Consider the following 23,670-nt stretch of genomic DNA (forward strand, 5'->3'; position numbering starts at 1 on the left):
GCCGCTCGCCGCGCCGATCAGTGGCGGGTGGCGTCCTTCGCGGCGTCCTTGACCTTCTCCTTGGCCTGGCGGGCATCGCCCTTGGCCTGCGCCGCCTGGCCTTCGGCCGTCATCCGCTCATTGCCCACCGCGCGGCCTGCCGCTTCCTTGGCCTTGCCCTTGGCCTGTTCCATCTTGGCCTTGTTCTTCTGCTGTCGCGCCATGACGCGTCACCCCACACCGTGCTCGGAAAACTTCTGCTCCACTACGGGTGAACCGGCACGGGCAACGTAAACCGGGCTACCGCGAAGGGGCCCCCGCGCGCTCGCCGACAGCGGCGACCGCGGCGGACACCTGCTTCTGCAGCGGTTCGCTCAGCGGCTCTCCCCCGACCGTGGCCACCAGGTCGCGGGCGAGGTGATGGAGCTTGGTGTTGGTGTTCTGGGAGGCCATGACCAGGACCTCCCAGGCGTCCTCGGCCTTCAGGCCGAAGGTGGCCATCAGGATGCCCCGGGCCAGATCGATGGTGGGGCGGGTCTGCATGGCCCGCCTCAACTGGACGACCTCGATCCGCAGATCTTGCAGCATGCTCTCGTCCTCGGTCTCGTGCTCCGACGGGGACGGCTCGGAGTCCTCGGCGTCCTCGTCCGCGGGGGCGAACAGCGACAGCATTCCGGTCAGGGTGAGGAGCCGTTCGGCGCTGCGTCCGGTGGAACGCAGGACGACCGTCTTGCCCTCGTGCAACGCACGGTGCCGTATGCCGAGCATGATGTTGAGCGCGGAGCAGTCACAGAACGGCACGCCGCTCAGGTCCAGGTCGATGCCGCGGATCGAGCGGGTGAGGGCCTCGCGCAGGGCGCCCTCGAACGCCGGAGCGCCGTCGAGGTCCAGCTCGCCTCGGACGACCACCGTCATGCGGTCGCCGTCGGGGCGGAGATGGATCTCCGGCGAGTATGCCGACCGCACCGCCGACACCGCCTCTCCCATGACCGCCTCCCCGGTCATCACTGCCGTCTGTCGCTACCAGCGTCACCGGTAAAGCGCTCACACGTCAAGCGATACATGAAATCCAGTTCGTGTTTTTGATTACGCGAATGCTCAACCGTACAATCGCGCCATGGAGGGAGTTCCGGAACCACACACAGGATGGACGTTCCTGACCAATCACGCTCGGGTCCTGGCCGCCATCGCCGACGACCGCAATGCCCGTATCCGCGATATCGCTGTGCGCTGCCGGCTCACCGAGCGGGCCGTGCAGAAGATCATCGCCGACCTGGAGCAAGCGGGATATCTCTCGCACACCCGGGAGGGCCGCAGCAACACCTACCGCATCGATCCCAGCATGGTTCTGCGCCATCCGGCGGAGGCGGGCGTGACGGTGGCGTCGCTGCTGTCGCTGCTCGTCCAGGACGAGGCCGACCGTACCGGGGTGCCTCAGTCGGCCTCGACGTCCAGAGGCAGAAAGTAGCGGCGCTTCTCCGTGGCCCGGGCGCCGAGCCGGTCGTAGAACCTGATCGCGTCGGTGTTCCACGAGGGCGTCTGCCACTGGATCCGGCCGAGTCCCCGGGTCCGTGCGTCCGCGACCACGGCGGCCATGAGCATCGGGCCGATGCCCAGGCCGCGGTGGCCGGACCGGAGGAACAGGCAGTCCATGTGGAGGTACTCGTCGCCGTCCCAGGTGGACACCTCGGGGGCGCAGGAGGCGTACCCGACGAGATCGTCGCCGAGTTCCGCGACGAACACCGACAGGCGTGGCGGATCGGCCTGCCCGAACAGCAGCTTCTCCAGCCGCCGGGGCAGGTCGGCGGGCGGCTCCACCGCCTTTTCGTAGGCGGCGTGCTCGGCCGCGAGGGCGGCGATGCCGGGCAGGTCCGCGGGCCGTGCGTGGCGCACGCGTGCGGTGCCGGTGGCGGTCAACGGACTTCGCCCGCCAGCACATCGGCGCGCCAGGCCGCCAGGCGGGCCTCGATGTCGCCCTCTCCGTCCAGCACGTGACGGCTGAAGGCGTCCCGCTCATGGGCCAGCACGGCGGCCTCCCACACGCAGGGCGCGAGGCCCGTACGGCCGGGCCGCAGCGCGTCGATGTCCCCGGCGGGGCCGGTGAAGACGGCGAGGTCGGACATGTGGCCCTCGATCCAGGTGTGCACGAGGACGTAGTCGCCGTCACCGCCGGCGTGCAGCAGGAGCACGGACAGGCCCAGGGAGCCGCGCAGTTGTGCCGCCGCCAGATGACCGGCGGCGATCCGCAGCGCCGCGTGTGCGTCCTGTTCCGTCACCGCGCGTCCGGGCGCCTCGATCGCGTACGCCTTCACGGCGTGCCCGGCGACCTCGTGACTGCCCAGCGGGCGCACGGTGCGGGCGTGGTGGCCCTCGGCCAGGGCGAGCAACTCGGCCGCGTGGCCAGGGATCAGCTTTTCGTCGGTGTCCGTCACCACATCATCATGCCTTGCCCCTGGTCCCACCAGAAGTGGCCCGGTCAGTGGGGGTGCGGCCTCGGTTACTCTGTGCCGCCGGGCTGGTGAGGGGAGAGCGAAGTGGTGGGGCGTCGAGCGGTGTGTGCCGCGGTGCTGGCCGTGCTGGTGGCGGGTTGTTCGTCGGGGGCGGGGGGCAACGGCTCGCGGCCGTCGGACGGTTCGTCCGCGACCCGGGCGGCGGCAGCCGCCGTGCGCAGCGGGGGCTCCGTCGGGGGTGCGGGTTCGCCCTGCGCGTTGCCGGTCACGTTCGACATCGCCGAGGAGTGGACGGCGGAGGCCGTCGGCGACGACGAGGTGTCGCAGGAGATCGCCGACGCGGTGCTGCGGCAGGGGCCGGTCGCCCTGGTCTGCGAGGTCGACGCCAAACCGGCGGGCAGCATCGGCTTCCTGCGGGCGTGGACCGGCGAACCCGGCGCCGACGACGCCCGTACGGTCCTGGAGGCTTTCGTGGCCGCCCAGGGCGGGGTGAGCAAGGAGAAGTACGGCGCCTTCACCGCGGGCGGTCTCACCGGTGCGGAAGTGACGTACCGGTACAGCGACGAGTTCCTGGCGGAGAGCAAGGAGGAGAGGGCCCTTGCCGTCACCACCGCCCAGGGGCCGGTCGTGCTGCACCTCGGCGGACTGGACACCGAGGAGCACCGGGCGATGCTGCCTGCCTACGAGCTGGCCAGGAAGACCCTGCGGCCGGGCAAGGCCGAGTAGGCCCCGACCTGATGACCGGAAACCGGTCCGAGCTCGACCTCCCCGAGTGGTCCAGACCTCCGGCAGCGGCTCCGGCGGACCCGGTCGGCCCGCCGGAGCGCCGTTCAGGCCCCCGGCCAGCCGGAGACCTTCCTGGTGATGAACGGCGACAACCTCACCGACCTCGACTACGCCGACGTACTGCACCGGCACCGAGGCTCGGGGGCGCCGCTGACCATCGCCACCTACGCCCGCAAGGTGCTCATCGACTTCGGGGTGCTGACCACCGACGCGAGCAAGGTGGTCGCCTTCACCGAGAAGCCCAGCATGGACTACCGCGTCTCCATGGGCGTCTACGGCCTGTCCCGGGGCACGCTCGACGCCTACACCCCGGGGCTGCCGCTCGGCTTCGACGAACTCGTCCTGGATCTGCTGGCCACAGGCCGGCCCCCGCACGCCTACGAGTTCGAGGGCTACTGGCTGGACATCGGCCGCCCCGACGACTACGACCGGGCGAACGCGGAGTTCACCAGCCGCAAGTCGCTTCTGCTCAAGGGAGCCTGAGCACCGTATGCGCATTCTCGACCTGGGCTTCACCGGCTATCTGGGCGGCCATGTCGCCGAGCGACTGCGGGCCCTGCCGGGCACGCGGGTGCTCGGCGGCGGCCGCTCGTCCGACGCCGGCCACCCCATCGACCTCGCCTCGGCCGATCCCGAACGGCTGGCGAAGACCCTCGCCTCGGCGGCACCCGACGCTCACCGGGTGCTCGGGGGCGGACGAGGACCGCGCCGGGACGCCCCGGTGGCAGCCGCGGCCCGGGCTGGCCTGGCAGTGGCAGCTCGACGGCCGGGTGGATCCGTCGGTCGACGTGCCGGTCTACGACATCGACGGCTTCGAGGACTCCGCGGCGGACGTGGCCCGGCTGCACCGCGACGGGCGCAAGGTCATCTGCTACGTCAACGTCGGCGCCTGGGAGGACTTCCGCCCCGACCGGGCGGACTGCCCCGCCTCGGTGCTCGGCCGGCCCACGGCTGGAAGGGCGAGCGCTGGCTGGACATCCGCCGGGTGTCGGTGCTCCGGCCCCTCATGGAGCGCCGCTTCGACATGTGCCGCGAGAAGGGCTTCGACGCCGTCGAGTCCGATCTGATGGAGGGGTACGGCAACGACACCGGGTTCCCGCTCAGCGCGCGCGATCAGCTCCGGTACAGCCGCATGATCGCGGACCTCGCGCACCGGCGCGGCCTGTCCGTCGGGCTCAAGAACGACCTTCCCCAAATCCCCCAACTGGTGCGGCACTTCAACTTCGCGGTCAATGAGGAGTGCGCCCGGTACGACGAGTGCGGGGAGCTGAAGCCGTTCATCGCGGCGGGCAAGGCCGTCTTCCACGTGGAGTACGCCGAACCGGCCGCCGCCTTCTGCCCCGACTCGCGCCGGCTGAAGCTGTCGTCGATGCGGAAGGAGCCGGACCTCGGGGTGTGGCGGGCGCCATGCTGAGGCGGGGGCGGCCCTCCGTAGGGTGAGCGCATGACCGAGGTGATCGTCCATGTGGTGCAGCTGCTGGTGTCGCCCGTCCACCGGCTCGCCGGGCGCCCCGCGGACGGCGCCGGGCCCGAACCGGCCGGGGAACTCGTCCGGCGGGCGGAGGTCCGCGAGGGGCTCGGGCTGGTCGGCGACCGGTACTACGGGCAGCGGGCCCACCGGGACGCCTCGGTGACCCTGATGGCCGAGGAGAACCTGCCGGCCGGCACCGACCTGCGGCACACCCGCCGCAACGTCCTGCTGCGGGGCGTCGACATCGACTCCCTCGCCGGCTCGGTCATCAGCCTCGACTGCGGTACGGGCCCGGTGTCCTTCGCCCTGAAGCGCCCCGCCCGGCCGTGCGCCTGGATGGACGTCACGATCGGCCCGGGGGCCCAGCGGGCACTGCGCGGCAAGGGCGGGGTGCGGTGCACTCCGCTGTCGGACGGGGTGCTGGAGGTCGGGGAGGCGATCTTGCGGGTGCTGGGCGAATAGCCCGGCGCGGAGGTGCCGCGCCGGGCTCGTCGTGCCGTCCGTCAGGACGCCGTGCAGGAACCCAGCACGGGCGCGGCGTTGCTGCCGTTCTTCATGACGGTGAAGCCGAAGCTCGTCGAGGCCCCGGCGGCGAGACTACCGTTGCCGTTCGGGCGCATCGTCATGACGTTGCCGGAACTGTCCCAGGTGGGCGAGCCGTTCCAGGTGGCGGAGATCTTCTGCGGTGAGGTGACCGTGACAGTGGTGGTCCAGCCGGTGATCGCCGCACTGCCCGCGGTGACGGTCACCCTGCCGTTGAAGCGGTCACTCCACTCCTCCTGCTTGCTGTACGTCACGGAGCAGGACGCGCTGCCCCCACCACCGCCGCCGCCTCCGGATCCGCCGAGCGCGGTCAGTACGGCCGTGTAGGCGGGCTTCTTGTTGTAGTTGCCGTCGAACAGCAGGGGTGTTCCGGAGGCGCGCCAGGAGTACTTGTCGGTGACGCCCCAGACGGTGATGCCGGTGCAGCGGGTGACCGCGAGACAGGCCCTCACGACGTTGCCGTAACTGGTGGCCTGGGCGGTGCCGGAGCCCTCGATGTCGAGCTCGGTGATCTGCACGTCGACGCCGAGGTCGGCGAAGCGCTGCAGGTTCGCCTGGTAGTCGGACGGCACGGGCGAGGCGCTGTTGAAGTGGGACTGGAAGCCGACGCAGTCGATCGGCACGCCGCGGGCCTTGAAGTCGCGGACCATGGCGTAGACGGCATTGCTCTTCGCGTTGACGCCGTCGGTGTTGTAGTCGTTGTAGCAGAGCTTGGCGGCCGGGTCGGCCGCGCGGGCGGTGCGGAACGCCTCCTCGATGAAGCCGTTGCCGAGCTTGTCCTGGAAGGGTGAGCTGCGCCGGGCTCCGCTGGAGCCGTCCTGGAAGGCCTCGTTGACGACGTCCCAGGAGTGGATCTTGCCCTTCCAGTGGGTCATCACCTGGGTGATGTGGTTGTTCATCGCCGTTCTGAGGTCACCGGCCCCCAATGAGCCGACCCAGCCGGGCAGTTGGGAGTGCCAGACCAGGGTGTGGCCGCGGACCTGCATGCCCCGGTTCAGGGCGTGGTTGACGATCTGGTCGGCGGAGCCGTAGGTGAAGGAGCCGCGGCTGGGCTCCAGGGCGTCCCACTTCATCTCGTTCTCGGGCGTCACCGAGTTGAACTCGGTGTTGAGCGTGGACACGTACGCGGCTTCACCGAGGCGGTTCGCGGCGACGGCGGTGCCGAAGTAGCGGCCCTTCTCGGCCGCCGCGGCGCCGAGGGTGCTCGCGGCGTGCGCCGGGCCCGACAGGGCGGTGAGGCCGGCGGTGGCCAGCAGGCCCGCGAGGCCGAGGACCAGTGCGGTGCGAGCGGTGCGTTCGGGGGCCTTGCGGATGGACGTGCGGGTAACCATCTCGTCCCCTTCTTCCGGTGACTGGACGCCGGAACCGCACGCCGAAAGTTTCGGTCACGGTTCCGAATGGCGCGGCAGACCATACGGGTGCCCCGATGCACCGTCAACGGGTCGCGTAGCGATGCATCGCAGTTGGCTCAAGATGAGCAGCTGCAGGCACCCGTCACATCCAGCCCTCGAAAGTTTCGACGCTTCAGGAAGGCATTTCGGAGCCGGTGTAGAAGGCGATCGTCGCCCGGGTGGTGGACTCGACGGTCTCCGCGTCCGCCCCGGAGGCGGTGTACGCGGCGCCCCACAGCTCGCCCGAGCGCGTCATGCACGCCTTGCCCTCGTCGGACATCGCCCACTCCTGCGCCTGCTCCGGGCCGAGCCCGCCGCCCGTGAGGTGCAGGCCGAGCCCGAGAAGCACCATGTCCCAGCCGACGCCGGTCGCGCCGGGCCCGTACTGTCCCCAGAACTCCTCCGGGACGACCGCCACATGCTCGAGCTCCAGCAGGGTGCGCTCCTCGCCCTCCGGGGTGAGGCGCACCAGGACCTCGCTGAAGCCCGGGTCGGGGCCGAACAGCCAGCTCACCCGGAGCAGGTTCGGCTCGTCGCACTGGAGGATCTCGCCGCCGGCCTGACCTTCCAGCTGATACCGCCCGCCGACCTTGAACTCGCCGCTGACCGGCAAGAACCAGCGCGCGATGCGCTCGGGGGAGGTCACCGCGTCCCACACGTCGGCGACATCGGCGTCGTACGAGCGCCGCAGCACCACCGTACGAGCCTCTCCCGCCTCGACCCGCCTGGTGCCCACCTCGCGGTGCAGCCGGTTGATCTCGTCGACGATGTCAGTCATCCCTGTTCACTTCCTCTTGCTGTCTGCGCTCGCGCTTGCCGCGCGCGAGCTCCGTACCGAGCGCGTCGAGCCGCTGCTCCCAGAACCCCCGGAACCGTTCCAGCCAGTCGTCCACCTGGCGCAGGGGCGTGGCGTCCACGGCGTACAGCCGCCGGGTGCCCTCTGCCCGCACGGACGCGAAGCCGTTCTCCCGCAGCACTCTGAGGTGCTGGGAGACGGCCGGCTGCGAGATCCCGAACTCTTCCTGGATGGCGGCGCCTATCTCGCCAGACGCCCGCTCACCCGTGGCGAGCAGCTCCAATATCCGGCGTCTGACCGGATCCCCGAGAACATCGAAGGCGTGCACGGCACCGACTATGCCACCCGTGGCTTATATAAGGCAACTCTTAAATAAGGCGGCCGGGGCACGCGAAAGCCCGGACATCGCGTGCCGGGGCGATGTCCGGGCCGGTGTGCGGGGCGCGCGGGTCAGCCGTCGCCGAGGCGGGCACGCAGGAGCTTCTTGCCCAGCTCCGCGCCCTTGCGGCTGTCGGCCTGCGCCTTGCGGAACAGGTCCGCGACCTCGGTGTCCTTCTCGCGCTCCGCGTCCTGGATGTACGACTCCAGACGCAGCGCGTTGCTCAGGCACGCCTCGACGTACCAGACCAGGTTGTAGTCCTTGTCCGGCGTACCGGTCACGCCGCCGGTCTCGGCACTGCTGGCCATGGGGAACTCCTTCCTCGTCGGTACGGGGCTTGATGGGCCCCGTCTGTCGTTGCGCGCCGAGTACCCGTACCGACCGCGGCCAGTCAGCCGATCCGCACGTTCCGTAGAACACGTGGAGATCATGGAGGCAGCGCAGCCCTCCGCCCCGAGGCGTCACCGCCCCCGATCCCGCACACCGACGGCCATCGGCGTCAACTCGCTTGATCCACACGGCAATTCAGACAGTTGGCGCAGAAGTGAACAGAGAGCAGGCGGATTCGGAGCGAAGTACGCATCGACCGTGCGAGAGCGGTCGATGACGGTGTGTACTGTGCTGCGAGCGCCTCGTCAGGGGTTCTCGCACCCACCCCTGCCCACTTCTCTGGATACCGATTCGATGATCGAACTACCGGACCTGGCCGCCGGCGGTCTGGCCGTCGGCACACTGTCCGCGCTCGCTCTCGGCGGCGGTCTGCTCCGGTCGCGGCGGCAACGGGCCGTGCAGCGCGACGAGATCGCCGCCCTGCGCGCCCATCTCGACGGCGTGGTGCAGACGTTCGCCGCCGAGATCGAGCATCTGGCGGCCAAGCGCATCCCGGCCGCCGCCCGCCGCCTGTCCCATCCCCATGTCGCGGTACCGGGTCCCCTCCAGCTCCGGGCCGCCGGATCCTCCCTCGGCGTCGCCATGGAGAACGTGCTGGACCAGCTGCGCGTCGAGCTGACCGCCCAGCACCTGCGCGTCGACGCCGCCGCACAGGCCGGGATGCGCGGGGCGACCCGGGAGATCCAGGCCGCCCTGTACCGCCTCCAGGACGCCCTGCGCGGTCTGCAACAGAAGTACGACGACCCCGAGTTGACGCAGACGCTGTTCGAACTGGACCACGAGAACGAGCAGTCGCTGCGGCGCGCGCAGGTCGCCGCGGTGGTGTGCGGGGCCTGGGTGGGGCTGGCCCGCGAGGAGTCCCACGTGGTGGACGCGGTGACCGGCGGCCAGGCCCGGCTCGCGGGCTACCACCGGGTCCGGGTCAACAACCACCTCGAACCCGGCACCGCCCTGGTCTCACACGCCGTCGAACCGGTCGCGATCATCGTCGCCGAGCTGCTGGACAACGCCCTGCGGCACTCCGCGCCGGACACCGACGTGGTGGTCAACCTGGAACACGTCCACCACGGTGTCTGCGTCACCGTCGACGACGCCGGCCTCGGCATGACCCAGGACGAACGCGCCCGCGCCCAGCGGATGGTGGCCGGCACCGAGCCGATCCTCCTCACCGACCTCGGCGACCCCCCGCGCATGGGCCTCGCCGCGATCGGCCAGCTGACCCGGCAGTTCGACCTGAGCGTGGACCTCTCCTCGCCCTCCCCCTACGGCGGAGTCCGGGGCGTCCTGCGCGTCGACAGCCATCTGCTGACCCGGATCGACCCCGACGCACGGCCCCCGGCCGCCAGCGCCCCGCGCCCGACGCGCCGGATCCAGGAGGACGAGCCGGCGCGCGGCACCTCGCACGACTACGTGCCCGAACCGGAGACCCACGGCCCGCGGCCCACCGCCGACGGGCTGCCCCAGCGCCGCCGCCGCACCAGGGCGACCACCGCCCAGGCGGCCGTGGCGGAACAGCGCCCGACCGCACGGCGTCCCGAGGAGGCGGCCGCCGCGCTCGGCGGGCTCCAGGCCGCCACCGCCGCCGCGCGCTCCGAGACCGCCGAGCACGACACAGAACGCGACGACCACGAAGGGGGGACGGCCCGATGACCGGCCGCGACACAGGAGACACCGCGTGGGTGCTGGATCCGATTCTCGAGGTGCCGCATGTCGTGGCCGCCGTCCTGCTCACCCGGGACGGGCTCGTCAAAGGCTGGACGGACGCGCTCTCCCAGCCGTCGGCCGAGCGGGTGGCCGCCATCACCAGCACCGTGCAGGGGGCCTGCCGCACCGCCGCGGCCGCGTTCGCGGACCGGGAGCGGGCCGAGGTGCGGCAGGTGGTCATCGAGTCGGACCACGGCTATGTGCTGATCGTGCCGACCGACCACGGCACCTGCGTCGCCGCCTACGGTGACGGCGAGACGCGGCTGGATCTGCTCGCCCACCGGGTGCACTCCCAGGTGGCACGGCTCGGCGAGAAGGCGATGGCCGCCGCGCCCCGAGGCACCGACGGCGGCGCGCCGGCATGACAGCACGCCCGGGCGGCCGTCCGCTGGTCCCGGCGTATCTCTCCACCGGCGGCGTGGCCCGGCCCAGCCGCCCCCAGCTGGAGCGGCTCTCGGTGCTCACCGGCAGCGGTGAGCCCGCGCCGGCCGGCCTGCCCGCCGCCGAACTCGCCCTGCTCGAAGCCCTGGACGGCGGATCCCTGACGGTGGTGGAGGCGGCGGCGCACCTGCGCCTGCCGGTCTCCGCCGTGCGGGTCCTGGCCGGCGCGCTCCTGGACCGCGACCTGGTCCTCGCCCGCGCCCCCGTCCCGCCCGCCGAGCGCTTCGACCCCGACCTGCTGAAGAGAGTGGCCGATGGCCTTCGCGCCCTCAAACACGACTAGCGGCATCCACCTGCCGGACACCGCCCGCGACCTGGTGAAGATCCTGGTCACGGGCCCTTTCGGAGTGGGCAAGACCACACTGATCGACTCCGTCTCCGAGATCCGGCCGCTGCACACCGAGGAGCGGCTCAGCGAGGCGTCTGCCCCGGTGGACGATCTGGCCGGGGTACGGGAGAAGTCGACGACCACCGTCGCCATCGACTTCGGCCGGATCAGCCTCCACCACGGCATCGTGCTCTACCTCTTCGGCACGCCCGGCCAGGAGCGGTTCCGTGCCCTGTGGGACGACATCGCCTACGGGGCGCTCGGCGCGCTGGTGCTGGTCGACAGCCGCCGGATCGACGCCTCCTTCGACGTCCTCGGCCTGGTCGAGGAGAGCGGGCTGCCGTACGCCGTCGCCTTCAACGCCTTCCCGGACGCGCCGAACCACTACACCGAGGCGCAGTTGCGCGCCGCGCTGGACCTGGAGGCGGGCACGCCGATGGTGACCTGCGACGCGCGCGACCCGAACTCCTCCATCGACGCCCTGCTCGCCCTGGTCCAGCATCTGATCGACCGCCACCCTCCGGAGAACCGGTGACCACCTACCCCGCCGCCCAGCAGACCTTCTCCCGCTCCGCGCCCGTGCGACTGTGGGAGGACGGCTTCGCGCTCGACCCCTATCGCTACTACGAGGATCTGCGCGCCCAGGGCCCGGTCGGCTGGGCCGAGTTGGCGCCGGGCGTACCGGCGTACGTCGTCACCGACCGGCGAGCGGCCCTGGACCTGCTGCACGACACGGAGACGTTCTCGCACGACCCGCGGCCGTGGGAGGCGACGGTCGCCGACGACTCGCCGGTGCTCGGCATGATGCGCTGGCGGCCCAACACCCTGTTCGCCGACGGTGCCGCGCACGTCCGCTACCGCACCACGCTGATCGACACCTTCGACCGGATCGAGCCGCACGACCTGCGCGCCCGGGTGCACCGCGCGGTACGGCTGCTGGTCGGCCGGATCGGGCCGCGCGGCCACGCGGACCTGGTCGGTGACTTCGCCCGGCCGCTGATGGCGCTGGTGTTCAACAACCTCTTCGGACTGCCGGACAGCGCGAGCGACCGGCTCAACGCGGCGCTGGGCAAGATGATGGAGGGCGGCTCCGAAGCCGCCGAGGGCGAGGCGGAGTTCGGCGGCTACGTGCTGGAGCTGATCGCCGCCAAGGCCGAGCGGCGCGGCGAGGACCTCCCCAGCTGGCTGCTGGACCACCCCGCCGGGCTCACCCCGGAGGAGGTCACCTGGCAGGTGTTCCTCACCCTCGGCGCCGGACACGAACCGACGGCGAACCTGGTCTCCAACGCCCTCTCCCGCATCCTCGGCAACCCCTCCTACTACTCCACCCTCACCAGCGGCGCCCGCCCGGTGATGGACGCCGTGGTGGAGGTGCTGCACCACGAGACACCGCTGGCGAACTACGGCATCCACTACGCCCGCCGGCCGCTGACCTTCCACGGCGCGTGGATCAGGGCCGCGGTCCCCGTCGTCATCTCCTACGGGGCACTCGCGCACGCCGCCGAGCAGAGCACCGGCGGCCACCGGCACCCGGGGGACGCCTCGCACCTGTCCTGGTCGGCGGGGCCGCACGCCTGCCCGGTCAAGCAGCACACCCTGCTGATCGCGACGGAGGCGATCGAGCGGCTCACCCAGTGGCTGCCCGACCTCGAACCGGTCCTGCCGCGCGAGCGGCTGACCTGGCGGCCGGGCCCCTTCCACCGTTCGCTGACCTCCCTGCCCGTGCGGTTCAGCCCTCGCTCCCCCGATCTGCCTGGAGGCCCGTCGTGACCGTCACCGACCGCACCGAACGCTTCGCCCTCGACCCGTTCGGCTCCGACATCGCCGCCGAGTCCGCCCGGCTGCGCGCCCTCGGCCCGGTCGTGCCCGTCGAACTGCCCGGCGGGATCCCGGCCTGGGCGCCCACCGGCTACGACACCCTCAAACAGCTGATCCTCGACCCCCGGGTCAGCAAGGACCCCCGCAAACACTGGAAGTTGTGGCCCGAGATCTCCGAACACCCCTCCTGGGGCTGGATCCTCGGCTGGGTCGGCGTGGTCAACATGCTCTCCACCTACGGCCCCGACCACGCCCGGCTGCGCAAGCTGGTCGCGCCCAGCTTCACCCAGCGCCGCACCCAGGCGATGCGCGCCCGGGTCGAGGCGATCACCACGGAGCTGCTCGACCAGGTGGCCGGGGCCGACGCCGAGCCGGTGGACATCAAGGCGGCGCTCGCCCATCCCCTCCCGCTGCGGATCATCTGCGAACTGTTCGGCGTGCCGGACGAGTTGGTGCCCGACACCACCCGGCTGATCGCGGCCATCATGGACACCTCGGACCCCTCCCCCGAGCACGCCGCGTCCGTGCAGCGGCAGATCGGCACGGTGCTGCCCGCCCTGATCGCCCACCGCAGCGAGCACCCCGGGGACGATCTGACGACCGAGCTGATCCGGGTCCGCGACGAGGACGGCGACCGGCTCAGCGACGAGGAGCTGCTGTACACGCTGCTGCTGGTGATCGGCGCCGGATTCGAGACGACGGTGAACCTCATCGGCAACGCCGTCGTCGCGCTGCTGCGCCGGCCCGAGCAGCTCGCGGCGGTGCGGGCCGGGGAGATCGGCTGGGACGCCGTCGTCGACGAGACCCTGCGGGTCCACCCGTCCATCGCCTCGCTGCCGCTGCGGTTCACGGTCACCGACGTGGAGGTCGCGGGCGTCACGATCCCGGCCGGGGACGCCATCATCACGACGTACGCCGCCGCGGGCCTCGATCCGGCGCACTACGGCCCGGACGCGGACACCTTCGACGCGGCACGCGGCGCCGACGACCATCTGGCGTTCGGCATCGGCGTGCACCGCTGCATCGGCGCTCCGCTGGCCCGGGTGGAGGCACTCACCGCCCTGCCTGCCCTGTTCGACCGGTTCCCCGGCCTGCGGCTCGCGGTCGACGCGGACGAACTGCGTCAGGTGCCGTCGTTCATCGCCTTCGGCTGGCGGGAGATTCCGGTACTGCTGGGCGAGTGACCCGGAGACGGCCGCGCGGGGGCCGACCGGTCCCCCGTTCCGGTCGCGCCCCCCGCGGCTCGTTGAACTTACGTCCGCCGCGAGCCGCTTGTGAACCGTGTCGATGCCCGCTGTCGGGAACGCGGGGCTCACCTGTGCACAAGTGAGTCCGGTTCGCCCTGCTTGGCCCCGTGCAGGGTGGGCGGATCGAGGTCGCCCGCCGCCAGATGCGCGAGCACGACCTCGTACAGGTCGCCGCCGCCGGCCAGGAGCTGCCGTTCCAGGACGGGCTCCGCGGCGCGGACGTGCTCGCGCACGGTCTGCGCGTGGACGCCCAGCGTCTGCGCGGCGCGCTCGGCGTTGCCGCCGGCCGCGATCCAGGTGCGCAGGGTACGGCGCAGGTCGCGGGCGTCGGCGTCCAGACGGGCCAGCAGGTCGTGCGCCCAGGCACGCATCGCGGCTCCGGTGAGCAGCTCGCCGAGGTCGGCGGGCACGGCGGCCCGGTCGTCCTCCCCGTGGGCCAGGCCCTCCTGGCTGTTGAGCGCGAGATGGACGACGGCACGGGCCGTGAGGTCGGAGAAGTCGGTGCCCAGCAGGGCCTCGACGCGTTCCATCCGGGCCCGCACGGTGTTGCGGCTGACGCCGAGCACCTTGGCGGCGCTGACCGCGGTGAACTCAAGGCCCAGACGGGTGGTGGCGAGCAGTTCCGTGTGGGTGTGGTGGGGCAGGCCGGAGAGCGGGCCCAGCACCCGCAGCGTCCAGCCGCGCAGGGCGTCGGGGGCCATCAGGCGCTCGGGGTGGGTGCGTTCGGCGTACACCGCGGCCTTGTCCGGCCGGAAGTGCGCCACGGCCAGCGCGCTGACGGCCTGTCCGTAGGCGGTGGCGGTCCTGGCCAGGCTCTGCCGGGCGCTGCCGCCGAGGAAGACCCGCGGGCGGGGGCCGATCAGCGAGCGCAGGGCGCCGGCCACCGCATCCCTGGGGGTGACGACGATGACGTGCTCGTCCCTCGCGGGGCACCGCACGACCAGTGCCTGCTCCCCCGTCGCGTCCCGGCACTCCTCGGCGAGCCCGTCGCGTTCCTCGGGACGGCTCTCGACGACGTACACACAGGCCGTGTCCGTGTCGAGCAGCCCGGGCCACAGGCCCGCGGCGACCCGGCGGGCGGCGACGGTGTCCTCGACCATCAGCAGCTGCAGGATGGCCAGGCGCAGGTCGGACGTGGCGCGTTCGAGCCGGTGCACGGCGACCGCCGACTCATGGGCCCGGAGCAGCACGTCGAGCACCTGGACGGTGTACGTGACGATCTCGGAGGCCCGCCGGTCGAACGGAACCGGGCGGGAGACGGTCAGCACGCCCGCCGACGCCGACACCCGGACCAGCCGCAGATGACGCCCCGGCCCCTCCCACGCGGCGGAGGCGATCCGGCCCGCGACCATGTCGTCGAACAGGTCCTCGAACGGGCCGCTGTCCAGCGAGGTTCCCGCGACGACGGCACCGGATCCGTCGTACAGACAGGCCGTGCCGCCGACGGCGTCGGCGAGCCAGGCGACGACCTGCCGGACGCGCTGCCCGCCCGGCCGCAGCAGCTCCAGCAACTCCCGTTCCCACGCCGCGCCCCGCACCTCCGCACGACGGCTCGCACCCGCTCGGCCTGTCACGATCGGCCTTCCTCGTCTTTCGTCCCGTTTCCGGCGTACCGGTCCGGGACGTTACCTCACGCCCACCGAACCGGCCGCCGGCGTTCACGGCGAGGACGGGTTCCCGGAACCGGCCCCTTCAGGCGCCGGACGCCGGGCCTGGCGCGGGCGCGGGCCTGCCCTGCGTGTCCCGGCCCGGGGCAGGGCATAGGCTCGGCGGATGGCGAAGTACTTCGATGTGCACCCCGACAACCCCCAGCCGCGTGTCGTCTCCCAGGTCGCCGACAGCGTCCGGGCCGACGCGCTGATCGCGTACCCGACGGACTCCTGCTACGCCCTCGGCTGCCGGCTGGGCAGCCGTGACGGGGTGGAGCGGATCCGGTCCATCCGCCGGCTGGACGACCGGCACCACTTCACCCTCGTGTGCCAGGACTTCGCGCAGCTCGGCCAGTTCGTGCGGGTCGACAACGACGTGTTCCGCGCCATCAAGGCCTCCACGCCGGGCAGTTACACCTTCATCCTGCCCGCGACGCGCGAAGTGCCGCGCATGCTCCAGCACCCGAAGAAGAAGACCGTCGGGGTCCGCATCCCCGACCATGTCGTCACCCAGGCGCTCCTCGCCGAGCTGGGCGAGCCGCTGCTGTCCAGCACCCTGCTGCTGCCCGACGAGGACGAGCCGCTGACGCAGGGCTGGGAGATCAAGGACCGGCTGGACCATGTGCTGGACGCGGTGGTCGACTCCGGGGACTGCGGTACCGAGCCGACGACGGTCATCGACTTCTCCGGCGGGGAGGCCGAGATCGTACGGCGCGGCGCCGGTGACGTCTCACGCTTCGAGTGAGGCCGCGCCATGACCGTCGTCCAGGGAACCGCCGTCGGCATCGCCACCGGGGACGGCACCGCCGACGCCTACCTCGCCCACCCCGGTGACGGCGCCCCGCACCCCGCCGTCCTGCTCTACATGGACGCCTTCGGGCTCCGGACGGGGCTGCGGGCCATGGCCGACCGGCTCGCGGGGGCCGGTTACACAGTCCTGGTGCCGAACGTGTTCTACCGTCACGGCCGCGCCCCCGTCGTCGAGTTGCCCGAGTTCATCGACCCGTCGGCGCGTCCGGAGATCTTCGAGCGGCTCGGGCCGGTCATGCGGGCCCTGACGCCCGAGCCGGCGATGCGGGACGCCGGTGCCTGTCTGGCCTGGCTGGCCGAGAGCCCGGTGGCCGCCGACGGCCCCGTGGGGCTGGCCGGCTACTGCATGGGTGCCCGGCTGGCGCTGCTCACCGCCGGGACCTACCCGGAGCGGATCGCCGCGGCGGCCGGTTTCCATGGCGGGCGGCTGGCCACCGACGCCCCCGACAGCCCGCACCTGCTCGCCGGACGCATCACCGCCGAGCTGTACTTCGGCCACGCGGACCAGGACCCCGCCCTGCCCGAGGACCAGCAGGAGCGTCTTCAGCACGCGCTGGCCGCGGCGGGCGTCCGCCATCGCTGCGAGGTCTATCCGGGCGCCCACCACGGCTTCACCCAGGCCGACACCGCGGCCTACGACCAGGAGGCGGACGAGCGGCACTGGGCGGCGCTGCTCGATCTGCTGAAGCGAAACCTGGCGGGCGCCTGACACCTGCTCGCTCTGCTGGAGGGAAACCTGGTGGGCGCCTGACACCTGCCCGATCTAGGGTGCGGCCATGACCTCGCAGCCCTATCTCTCCGAACTGTTCTCCCTCGACGGCCGCGTCGCCCTGGTGACCGGCGGCAGCTCCGGCATCGGGCGGGCCATCGCCGGTGCCCTCGCCCGCGCCGGGGCGAGTGTCGTGGTCGTCGCCCGCAAGGAGGCGGAACTGACCGCGACGGTCGAGGAGTTGACCGGTGACGGCTGCCGGGCCGCCTGGGTGAGCGCCGATCTGGGCACGCGTACGGGCGTGCGGGCGGGGGCCGAGGAGGCGGCCGGGGTGTTCGGGGAGCCCGACATCCTGGTGAACTGCGCCGGGATCAATCTGCGGCCCCCCATGAGCGAGCTGGACGAGGACGTCTGGGACACCACGATGGCCGTGAACCTGGATGCGCCCTTCCTGCTGGGCCGGCGGTTCGGGCCGGGGATGGCCGAGCGCGGCTTCGGGCGGATCATCCACGTCACCTCGCAGCAGGCGCACCGGGCGTTCGTGCAGAGCGGCGCCTACGGCGTCTCCAAGGGGGCGCTGGAGTCGCTGGCCCGGTCACAGGCGGAGGCCTGGTCGCCGTACGGCGTCACCTGCAACACGCTGGTGCCGGGGTTCGTGATGACGCCGCTGAACCGGCGGCTGTCGTCCGATCCGGAGAAGGTGGCGGCGCTGGCCGCCCGCACGATGATCGGACGCAACGGCCTGGCCGAGGACTTCGCGGGGGCGGCGGTGTTCCTCGCGAGCCGCGCCTCCGCCTATGTCACCGGCCAGGCCCTGTTCGTCGACGGCGGTCTCTCCGTCCACTGACCGGTCAGGCGCCGACGTACTCCGCCAGGTGCCGGCCGGTGAGGGTGGAGCGGTCGGCGACCAGGTCGGCGGGCGTGCCCTCGAAGACGATCCTGCCGCCGTCGTGGCCGGCGCCGGGGCCCAGGTCGATGATCCAGTCGGCGTGGGCCATCACGGCCTGGTGGTGCTCGATGACGATGACGGACTTGCCGGAGTCCACGAGCCGGTCCAGCAGCCCGAGCAGCTGCTCGACGTCGGCGAGGTGGAGGCCGGTGGTCGGTTCGTCAAGGACGTAGATGCCGCCCTTGTCGGCCATGTGCGTGGCCAGCTTCAGCCGTTGCCGCTCGCCGCCGGACAGCGTGGTCAGCGGCTGGCCGAGGGTGAGGTAGCCGAGGCCGACGTCGGCGAGGCGGCTGAGGATGGCGTGCGCGGCCGGGGTGCGCGCGTCGCCGCAGCCGAAGAACTCCTCCGCCTCGGTCACCGACATCCCGAGCACCTCGCTGATGTCGCGGCCGCCGAGGTGGTACTCCAGCACCGCGGCCTGGAACCGCTTGCCCTCGCATTCCTCGCAGGGGGTGGCGACACTCTGCATGATGGCCAGGTCGGTGTAGATGACGCCGGCGCCGTTGCAGGTGGGGCAGGCGCCCTCGGAGTTGGCGCTGAACAGGGCCGGCTTCACGCCGTTGGCCTTGGCGAACGCCTTGCGGATCGGGTCGAGCAGTCCGGTGTACGTCGCCGGGTTGCTGCGCCGCGAGCCGCGGATCGGGCTCTGGTCGACCGAGACCACGCCCTCGGCGGCCGGCACGGATCCGTGGATCAGCGAGCTCTTGCCGGAGCCCGCGACGCCGGTGACGACGGTCAGCACACCGAGCGGGATGTCGACGTCCACGTTCTGCAGGTTGTTGGCGCTCGCGCCGCGGATCTCCAGGGCGCCGGTGGACTTGCGGACCGTGTCCTTCAGGGCGGCCCGGTCGTCGAGGTGGCGGCCGGTGACCGTGCCGGAGGCGCGCAGGCCGTCGAGGGTGCCGGCGAAGCAGATGGTGCCGCCGGCCGTACCGGCGCCGGGGCCGAGGTCGACGACGTGGTCGGCGATCGCGATGGCCTCGGGCTTGTGCTCCACGACGAGCACGGTGTTGCCCTTGTCCCGCAGCCGGAGCAGCAGGTTGTTCATCCGCTGGATGTCATGGGGGTGCAGGCCGATGGTGGGCTCGTCGAAGACGTAGGTGACGTCGGTGAGCGCGGAGCCGAGGTGGCGGATCATCTTGACGCGCTGGGCCTCGCCGCCGGACAGGGTGCCGGCCGGCCGGTCGAGCGCGAGGTAGCCGAGGCCGATCTCCACGAAGGAGTCCAGGGTCTGCTGGAGGGCGGTGAGCAGCGGCGCCACCGACGGCTCCTCGAGGCCGCGGACCCACTCGGCGAGGTCGCGGATCTCCATCGCGCAGGCGTCCGCGATGCTGACCTTCTTGATCTTCGAGGACCGGGCGCCCTCGCTGAGCCGGCTGCCGTCGCACTCGGGGCAGACGGTGAAGGTGACGGCGCGCTCCACGAAGGCCCGGATGTGCGGCTGCATCGCCTCCTTGTCCTTGGACAGGAAGGACTTCTGGATCTTCGGGATGAGACCTTCGTAGGTGAGGTTGACGCCGTTGACCTTCACCTTGGTCGGCTCGCCGTAGAGGAAGGCGTGCATCTCCTTCTTGGTGAACCGGCGGATCGGCTTGTCCGGGTCGAGGAAGCCGGACTGGGCGTACAGGCCGACGGTCCAGACGTTGTCCGACTTCCAGCCGGGGATGGTGAAGGCGCCCTCGGAGATCGACTTGGAGTCGTCGTAGAGCTGGGTGAGGTCGATGTCGGAGACCTTGCCGCGGCCCTCGCAGCGGGCGCACATGCCGCCGGTGCGCTCGAAGGTCGCCTTCTCGGCCTTGGTCTTGTCGCCGCGCTGCACGGTGATCGCGCCGCTCGCCTTCACCGAGGCCGTGTTGAAGGAGTACGCGCTGGGCGGGCCGATGTGCGGCTTGCCCAGGCGGCTGAAGAGGATGCGCAGCATGGCGTTGGCGTCGGTGGCGGTGCCGACGGTGGAGCGCGGGTCGGCGCCCATGCGCTGCTGGTCGACGCTGATCACGGTGGTCAGACCGTCGAGCACGTCGACCTCGGGGCGGGCGAGGTTCGCCATGAAGCCCTGTACGAAGGCGGGGTAGGTCTCGTTGATCAGCCGCTGCGACTCGGCGGCGATCGTGTCGAACACCAGGGAGCTCTTGCCGGAGCCGGACACGCCGGTGAACACCGTCAGCCGGCGCTTGGGCAGCTCGATGCTGACGTCCTTGAGGTTGTTCTCGCGGGCCCCGTGCACACGGATCATGTCGTGGCTGTCGGCGATGTGCGGCGCAGGCGACTGCGTGTCTCTTCTGGTGGCCCTGGTCATCGTCTCTCCGTCTTCTGGGTCGCCTGGCCGGATCTGACCGGCTTCGAACAGTACGTCAGGTGCTGCGCGAGCGTCGCGGGAGGCGGTGACGGATCAGCGCTCGGCCGATCCCGGTCAACTCCCGGTCAACCCTCCACGCTAGCCGCGGCGCCGGACGGGCGCTTCTCCATTTCTGACCGACCGGTCCCGTCACGGGGTCACGGGGCGCTCGAAGAAGGTCTCCAGGACGACGGTGGCGTGGGTGCCGCTCACGCCGTCGATCGCGTAGATGCGGCGCAGCACGTCCTGGAGCCGCTCCGTGGTGGCGGTCCTGACCTTGACCAGGACCGAGGCACTGCCCGCGATGACATGCGCCTCCTGGATCTCGGGGATGGCGGCGAACCGGTCCCCGGAGTCGCCGACCCACCGCGTGGAGTCCACCAGCACGAAGGCGAGCACGCCCTTCCCCACCGCCGCCGGATCGACCTCGACGGCGGTCCGCCGGATGACGCCCCGCTCGCGCAGCTTGCGGACGCGTTCATGGGTCGCGCCCGCGGACAGTCCGACGGCCTGTCCCAGCGCGGCGTACGACTGTGCGGCGTCCTGCTGGAGGAGCACCAGCAACTGCCGGTCGACGTCGTCCACCGATTCTCCTTCTGGATTTTGCTTGATCTGCCGAATGTCATTCTGCATAGTCTTGGTTCTGCACACCAGTGTTCGACGATACGCAAGGGCGGCGACATGACGGGCGAGCGACCGCAGTTGTACGAGATCCTCGATGAGCGCTTCCGCACGGGCCGGTGCCACGCGGGCGACTCGAAGCTGGAGACCCTGTACGAGGGCTGCCGCTGGGCCGAGGGCCCGGTGTACGTCCCGGCCGGCCGGTACCTGCTGTGGAGCGACATCCCCAACGACCGGCTGCTGCGCTGGGACGAGACCACCGGCACGGTCGGCGTCTTCCGCTCCCCGGCCGGTCACCCCAACGGCAACACCCTGGACGGCGAGGGCCGGCTGATCACCTGCGAGCAGGGCAACCGCCGGGTCACCCGCACCGAGCACGACGGGTCGGTCACCGTGCTCGCCGACCGCTTCCGGGGCAAGCGGTTCAACAGCCCGAACGACGCCGCCGTACGCTCCGACGGGTCGATCTGGTTCTCCGACCCCGACTTCGGGATCACCAGCGACTACGAGGGCAACCGCGCCGAGAGCGAGATCGGCGCCTGCAACGTCTACCGGCTGGACCCCGCGAGCGGCGAGGTGCGGCTGGTCGCCGACGGGTTCGCCGGGCCGAACGGTCTGGTGTTCTCGCTGGACGAGCGGCGGCTGTTCGTCTCGGACAGCCGGGCCAACCACATCCGCGTCTTCGACGTCCGTGACGACGGCACCCTCTCCGGCGGGGACGTCTTCGCCGAGTGCAGGACCGGCAACTTCGACAACATCCGCTTCGACGACGGCGGCCGGCTCTGGGCCGCGGCGATGGACGGCGGGATGCACTGCTACGACCCGGACGGCACCCTCCTCGGCCGCCTGCTGATCCCCGACGTCGTCGCCAACATCCGCTTCGGCGGCGCCCGGCGCAACCGCCTGTTCATCGCCGCCGACACCGCCCTGTACTCCCTCGTCATGGGGGTCACCGGCGCCCCCGCACTGCCCACCGCCCTCCGGAAGGACCAGCCGTGACCGAGCAGCAGGACATCGCCCGGGACCTCCAGGTGCCCGCGGACTTCGACGCGACGCGGGAGATCGAGCGCCGCGTCGCCTTCCTCGCGTACCGGCTGACCTCCACGGGCCTGCGCGCGCTGGTGCTCGGCATCAGCGGCGGCGTCGACTCCACGACCGCGGGGCGGCTGTGCCAGCTCGCGGTGGAACGGGTGCGCGCGAGCGGACGGGACGCGGCCTTCTTCGCGATGCGTCTGCCGTACGGCGTCCAGGCCGACGAGGAGGACGCGCGTCGTGCCCTGGAGTTCATCCGGCCCGACCGGGTGCTGACGGTCGACGTGCGGCCCGCGAGCGACGCCTTGCTGGAGGCGCTGTCGGCCGGCGGCACCGTCTTCCCCGACGCGCACAGCCAGGACTTCGCGCTCGGCAACATCAAGGCCCGGCAGCGCATGATCGCCCAGTACGCGGTGGCCGGTGCGCACGGCGGCCTGGTCGTCGGCACCGACCACGCCGCCGAGGCGGTCTCCGGGTTCTTCACCAAGTTCGGCGACGGCGCGGCGGACGTGGTCCCGCTCACCGGTCTCACCAAGCGGCGGGTGCGGGCCGTGGCGGAAGCACTGGGCGCCCCCGCGGAGTTGGTCCGCAAGACCCCGACCGCCGACCTGGAGACCCTCGCCCCCGGCCGGCCGGACGAGGAAGCCCTCGGTGTCACCTACGACGACATCGACGACTTCCTCGAAGGCAAACCGGTCGACGAGGCGGCGCACGCCACCGTCGTCCGCCGCTACCACCTCACCGCGCACAAACGGCAGTTGCCGGTCGCGCCCTGACTACACGGGCAGCGTCAGCAGCACCAGGCCGGCCGCCAGCACCGCCAACCCGCCCCAGGACAACGCCGGAAGCCGCTCGCCGAGGACGACGACCGCCATGACGGCCGCCACGGCGGGCTCGCCCAGGGTCAGCGACGTGGCCACCGACGCGGAGGTGCGGCGCAGGCCGTACCCGAACATGCGGTACGCCAAGTAGACGGTGAACAGGGCGAGATACCCGGCCACCGCCGCACCCCGCGCGGTGGTGAGCCAGTGCAGGTCGACCCAGAGCAGCAGCGGCAGCACAAGCAGCCCGGCGGCGCCGAACAGCACGCCCATGACCGCGTCCGAGGAGTGCCCGCGCCTGATCAGCCCGCCGCCGATCAACGCGTACACGGCGTAGGACAGTCCACCCGCCGCGGCGAGCAGGACACCGGTGGGATCGACCGGCGTGCCGTGTCCGCTGAGCCCGGGGCCCATCACCAGGAGGGTGCAGCCCAGGACGGTGGCCACGGTGGCACCGGTCCAGCGTGCGGTCGGCCGGGCCTGTCCGGTGACCCAGGCGAGCAGCCCGGCGAAGACCGGGGCACTGCCCAGCGCGATCACCGTGGCGACGGCCACGCCGGTGCGGGCCACCGCCGGATAGAACGCCACCGGGTACCCGGCCACCGCCAGCGCGCCGAGGACGAGCAGCAGGCGCTCCCGGCGGGTGCAGGCGGCCGGCAGGGTGCGGGCGGCGGGAGAGGTGAGGAACAGCAGGAGCCCGCCGAGGGTGAGTCCGGCGCAGCCGATGGCCGCCGCCGGGGCACCGGCCGGTGCCAGGGAACTCACCGTGCCGGTCGTGCCCCACAGCACGGTCGAGGCAAGGATCGGCGCGGGCCCGCCGAGAAGACGGGAACGGGAGGTGCGCGGGGCCGAGGCGGCCGGGCGCACGGGGGTCAGGGGAGAAGTACGGTTCGGCACAGTCGTGAGCTTCCGTCGTCGAATGCGTCTGGGACTCGATCCGAAACGGGCGCACGACACAGACCCCTGACCGCCCAGAGGGCCGGTCGGGGCCGGGAATCACACCGGGATGTCCGCGCCCGTC

26 protein-coding genes and 2 pseudogenes are annotated in these 23,670 nt (G+C 71.8%); 16 read left to right on the forward strand and 12 right to left on the reverse strand.

Annotation, left to right across the window (positions count from 1 at the left end):
• Positions 1-17 precede the first annotated feature (17 nt).
• Entirely contained in the window at positions 18-203 is a 186-nt protein-coding gene (locus ACWD1Z_RS31745; RefSeq protein WP_389420328.1) for a CsbD family protein, read from the reverse strand.
• A gap of 76 nt (positions 204-279) precedes the next feature.
• Complete coding sequence (locus ACWD1Z_RS31750; RefSeq protein ID WP_451123397.1) at positions 280-966, reverse strand: ANTAR domain-containing protein; 687 nt, start codon at positions 964-966, stop codon at positions 280-282.
• A gap of 130 nt (positions 967-1,096) precedes the next feature.
• On the opposite strand from ACWD1Z_RS31750, the gene ACWD1Z_RS31755 reads away from it, so the two are divergent.
• Entirely contained in the window at positions 1,097-1,447 is a 351-nt protein-coding gene (locus ACWD1Z_RS31755; RefSeq protein ID WP_451123399.1) for a MarR family transcriptional regulator, read from the forward strand.
• Here ACWD1Z_RS31755 and ACWD1Z_RS31760 read toward each other — a convergent pair.
• Complete coding sequence (locus ACWD1Z_RS31760; RefSeq protein WP_451123401.1) at positions 1,414-1,896, reverse strand: N-acetyltransferase family protein; 483 nt, start codon at positions 1,894-1,896, stop codon at positions 1,414-1,416. The two genes, ACWD1Z_RS31755 and ACWD1Z_RS31760, sit on opposite strands and share 34 nt — an antisense overlap.
• Positions 1,893-2,411 carry a hypothetical protein gene (locus ACWD1Z_RS31765; protein ID WP_451123403.1) on the reverse strand — a complete coding sequence of 173 codons (519 nt, stop codon included), beginning with the start codon at positions 2,409-2,411 and terminating at the stop codon, positions 1,893-1,895. The genes ACWD1Z_RS31760 and ACWD1Z_RS31765 overlap by 4 nt, the downstream gene beginning before the upstream one ends.
• A gap of 102 nt (positions 2,412-2,513) precedes the next feature.
• Here ACWD1Z_RS31765 and ACWD1Z_RS31770 point away from each other — a divergent pair, with 102 nt between their 5' ends.
• The 4 genes and pseudogenes from ACWD1Z_RS31770 to ACWD1Z_RS31785 all read left to right on the forward strand — a co-directional run bounded on the left by ACWD1Z_RS31770 (position 2,514) and on the right by ACWD1Z_RS31785 (position 5,148).
• Positions 2,514-3,155, forward strand: a complete 642-nt coding sequence (locus tag ACWD1Z_RS31770) for a lipoprotein (protein ID WP_451123405.1) — start codon at positions 2,514-2,516, stop codon at positions 3,153-3,155.
• A 120-nt stretch (positions 3,156-3,275) separates the two neighbouring features.
• Positions 3,276-3,698, forward strand: a pseudogene (locus ACWD1Z_RS31775) (nucleotidyltransferase family protein); the annotation flags it as partial.
• Between the two features lie 50 nt (positions 3,699-3,748).
• Positions 3,749-4,629, forward strand: a pseudogene (locus tag ACWD1Z_RS31780) (endo alpha-1,4 polygalactosaminidase).
• 30 nt (positions 4,630-4,659) lie between these two features.
• On the forward strand, positions 4,660-5,148 hold the full coding sequence (locus ACWD1Z_RS31785; protein WP_451123407.1) for a molybdenum cofactor biosysynthesis protein: 489 nt from the start codon (positions 4,660-4,662) through the stop codon (positions 5,146-5,148).
• A gap of 41 nt (positions 5,149-5,189) precedes the next feature.
• Here ACWD1Z_RS31785 and ACWD1Z_RS31790 read toward each other — a convergent pair whose 3' ends face one another.
• The 4 genes from ACWD1Z_RS31790 to ACWD1Z_RS31805 form a co-directional block, all read right to left on the reverse strand.
• Positions 5,190-6,560, reverse strand: a complete 1,371-nt coding sequence (locus ACWD1Z_RS31790) for an endo-1,4-beta-xylanase (protein WP_451123409.1) — start codon at positions 6,558-6,560, stop codon at positions 5,190-5,192.
• A gap of 193 nt (positions 6,561-6,753) precedes the next feature.
• On the reverse strand, positions 6,754-7,398 hold the full coding sequence (locus ACWD1Z_RS31795; RefSeq protein ID WP_451123411.1) for an SRPBCC family protein: 645 nt from the start codon (positions 7,396-7,398) through the stop codon (positions 6,754-6,756).
• Positions 7,391-7,744, reverse strand: a complete 354-nt coding sequence (locus ACWD1Z_RS31800) for an ArsR/SmtB family transcription factor (protein WP_451123413.1) — start codon at positions 7,742-7,744, stop codon at positions 7,391-7,393. The genes ACWD1Z_RS31795 and ACWD1Z_RS31800 overlap by 8 nt, the downstream gene beginning before the upstream one ends.
• A gap of 122 nt (positions 7,745-7,866) precedes the next feature.
• Complete coding sequence (locus ACWD1Z_RS31805; protein WP_451123415.1) at positions 7,867-8,103, reverse strand: hypothetical protein; 237 nt, start codon at positions 8,101-8,103, stop codon at positions 7,867-7,869.
• Positions 8,104-8,479: 376 nt separating this feature from the next.
• Here ACWD1Z_RS31805 and ACWD1Z_RS31810 point away from each other — a divergent pair, with 376 nt between their 5' ends.
• Genes ACWD1Z_RS31810 through ACWD1Z_RS31835 form a run of 6 tightly spaced genes read left to right on the forward strand, consistent with a single transcriptional unit; the run spans position 8,480 to position 13,660 of the window.
• The gene (locus ACWD1Z_RS31810) at positions 8,480-9,835 is read left to right on the forward strand and encodes an ATP-binding protein (RefSeq protein ID WP_451123417.1); all 1,356 of its coding nucleotides are present in this window, start codon (positions 8,480-8,482) and stop codon (positions 9,833-9,835) included.
• Positions 9,832-10,254, forward strand: coding sequence for a roadblock/LC7 domain-containing protein (locus tag ACWD1Z_RS31815; RefSeq protein WP_451123419.1), 423 nt, complete (start codon positions 9,832-9,834; stop codon positions 10,252-10,254). Before ACWD1Z_RS31810 ends, ACWD1Z_RS31815 begins: the two co-directional genes overlap by 4 nt.
• The gene (locus ACWD1Z_RS31820; RefSeq protein WP_451123421.1) at positions 10,251-10,613 is read left to right on the forward strand and encodes a DUF742 domain-containing protein; all 363 of its coding nucleotides are present in this window, start codon (positions 10,251-10,253) and stop codon (positions 10,611-10,613) included. The genes ACWD1Z_RS31815 and ACWD1Z_RS31820 overlap by 4 nt, the downstream gene beginning before the upstream one ends.
• The gene (locus ACWD1Z_RS31825) at positions 10,585-11,193 is read left to right on the forward strand and encodes a GTP-binding protein (RefSeq protein WP_451123423.1); all 609 of its coding nucleotides are present in this window, start codon (positions 10,585-10,587) and stop codon (positions 11,191-11,193) included. The genes ACWD1Z_RS31820 and ACWD1Z_RS31825 overlap by 29 nt, the downstream gene beginning before the upstream one ends.
• Positions 11,190-12,428: a cytochrome P450 gene (locus tag ACWD1Z_RS31830; RefSeq protein WP_451123425.1), complete on the forward strand. Its 1,239-nt coding sequence runs from the start codon at positions 11,190-11,192 to the stop codon at positions 12,426-12,428. Before ACWD1Z_RS31825 ends, ACWD1Z_RS31830 begins: the two co-directional genes overlap by 4 nt.
• Positions 12,425-13,660 (forward strand): cytochrome P450 family protein, encoded by a 1,236-nt coding sequence (locus ACWD1Z_RS31835; protein ID WP_451123427.1) that lies wholly within the window; start codon positions 12,425-12,427, stop codon positions 13,658-13,660. Before ACWD1Z_RS31830 ends, ACWD1Z_RS31835 begins: the two co-directional genes overlap by 4 nt.
• Positions 13,661-13,788: 128 nt before the next feature.
• On the opposite strand, the gene ACWD1Z_RS31840 is transcribed toward ACWD1Z_RS31835, so the two are convergent.
• Entirely contained in the window at positions 13,789-15,297 is a 1,509-nt protein-coding gene (locus ACWD1Z_RS31840) for a helix-turn-helix domain-containing protein (RefSeq protein WP_451123429.1), read from the reverse strand.
• Positions 15,298-15,496: 199 nt separating this feature from the next.
• On the opposite strand from ACWD1Z_RS31840, the gene ACWD1Z_RS31845 reads away from it, so the two are divergent.
• The 3 genes from ACWD1Z_RS31845 (at position 15,497) to ACWD1Z_RS31855 (ending at position 17,738) form a co-directional block, all read left to right on the forward strand.
• Positions 15,497-16,117 (forward strand): L-threonylcarbamoyladenylate synthase, encoded by a 621-nt coding sequence (locus ACWD1Z_RS31845; protein WP_451123431.1) that lies wholly within the window; start codon positions 15,497-15,499, stop codon positions 16,115-16,117.
• 9 nt (positions 16,118-16,126) lie between these two features.
• Positions 16,127-16,891 (forward strand): dienelactone hydrolase family protein, encoded by a 765-nt coding sequence (locus ACWD1Z_RS31850; RefSeq protein ID WP_451123433.1) that lies wholly within the window; start codon positions 16,127-16,129, stop codon positions 16,889-16,891.
• Positions 16,892-16,958: 67 nt separating this feature from the next.
• Entirely contained in the window at positions 16,959-17,738 is a 780-nt protein-coding gene (locus ACWD1Z_RS31855; RefSeq protein WP_451123435.1) for an SDR family NAD(P)-dependent oxidoreductase, read from the forward strand.
• 4 nt (positions 17,739-17,742) lie between these two features.
• Here ACWD1Z_RS31855 and ACWD1Z_RS31860 read toward each other — a convergent pair whose 3' ends face one another.
• Positions 17,743-20,136 carry an ATP-binding cassette domain-containing protein gene (locus ACWD1Z_RS31860; protein WP_451123437.1) on the reverse strand — a complete coding sequence of 798 codons (2,394 nt, stop codon included), beginning with the start codon at positions 20,134-20,136 and terminating at the stop codon, positions 17,743-17,745.
• Between the two features lie 189 nt (positions 20,137-20,325).
• On the reverse strand, positions 20,326-20,760 hold the full coding sequence (locus tag ACWD1Z_RS31865) for an Lrp/AsnC family transcriptional regulator (protein ID WP_451123439.1): 435 nt from the start codon (positions 20,758-20,760) through the stop codon (positions 20,326-20,328).
• Between the two features lie 96 nt (positions 20,761-20,856).
• Between ACWD1Z_RS31865 and ACWD1Z_RS31870 the strand changes: the two genes are divergently transcribed.
• Together ACWD1Z_RS31870 and nadE are read left to right on the forward strand one after the other, a co-directional pair.
• Positions 20,857-21,795, forward strand: coding sequence for an SMP-30/gluconolactonase/LRE family protein (locus ACWD1Z_RS31870; protein ID WP_451123441.1), 939 nt, complete (start codon positions 20,857-20,859; stop codon positions 21,793-21,795).
• Positions 21,792-22,604 (forward strand): ammonia-dependent NAD(+) synthetase, encoded by an 813-nt coding sequence (nadE, locus tag ACWD1Z_RS31875; protein WP_451123443.1) that lies wholly within the window; start codon positions 21,792-21,794, stop codon positions 22,602-22,604. The genes ACWD1Z_RS31870 and nadE overlap by 4 nt, the downstream gene beginning before the upstream one ends.
• Here nadE and ACWD1Z_RS31880 read toward each other — a convergent pair whose 3' ends face one another.
• A complete protein-coding gene (locus tag ACWD1Z_RS31880) occupies positions 22,605-23,516 on the reverse strand; it encodes a DMT family transporter (protein ID WP_451123445.1) in 912 nt (303 codons plus the stop codon).
• Positions 23,517-23,670 lie beyond the last annotated feature (154 nt).

It is taken from the genome of Streptomyces sp. NPDC002784, from assembly GCF_053592135.1.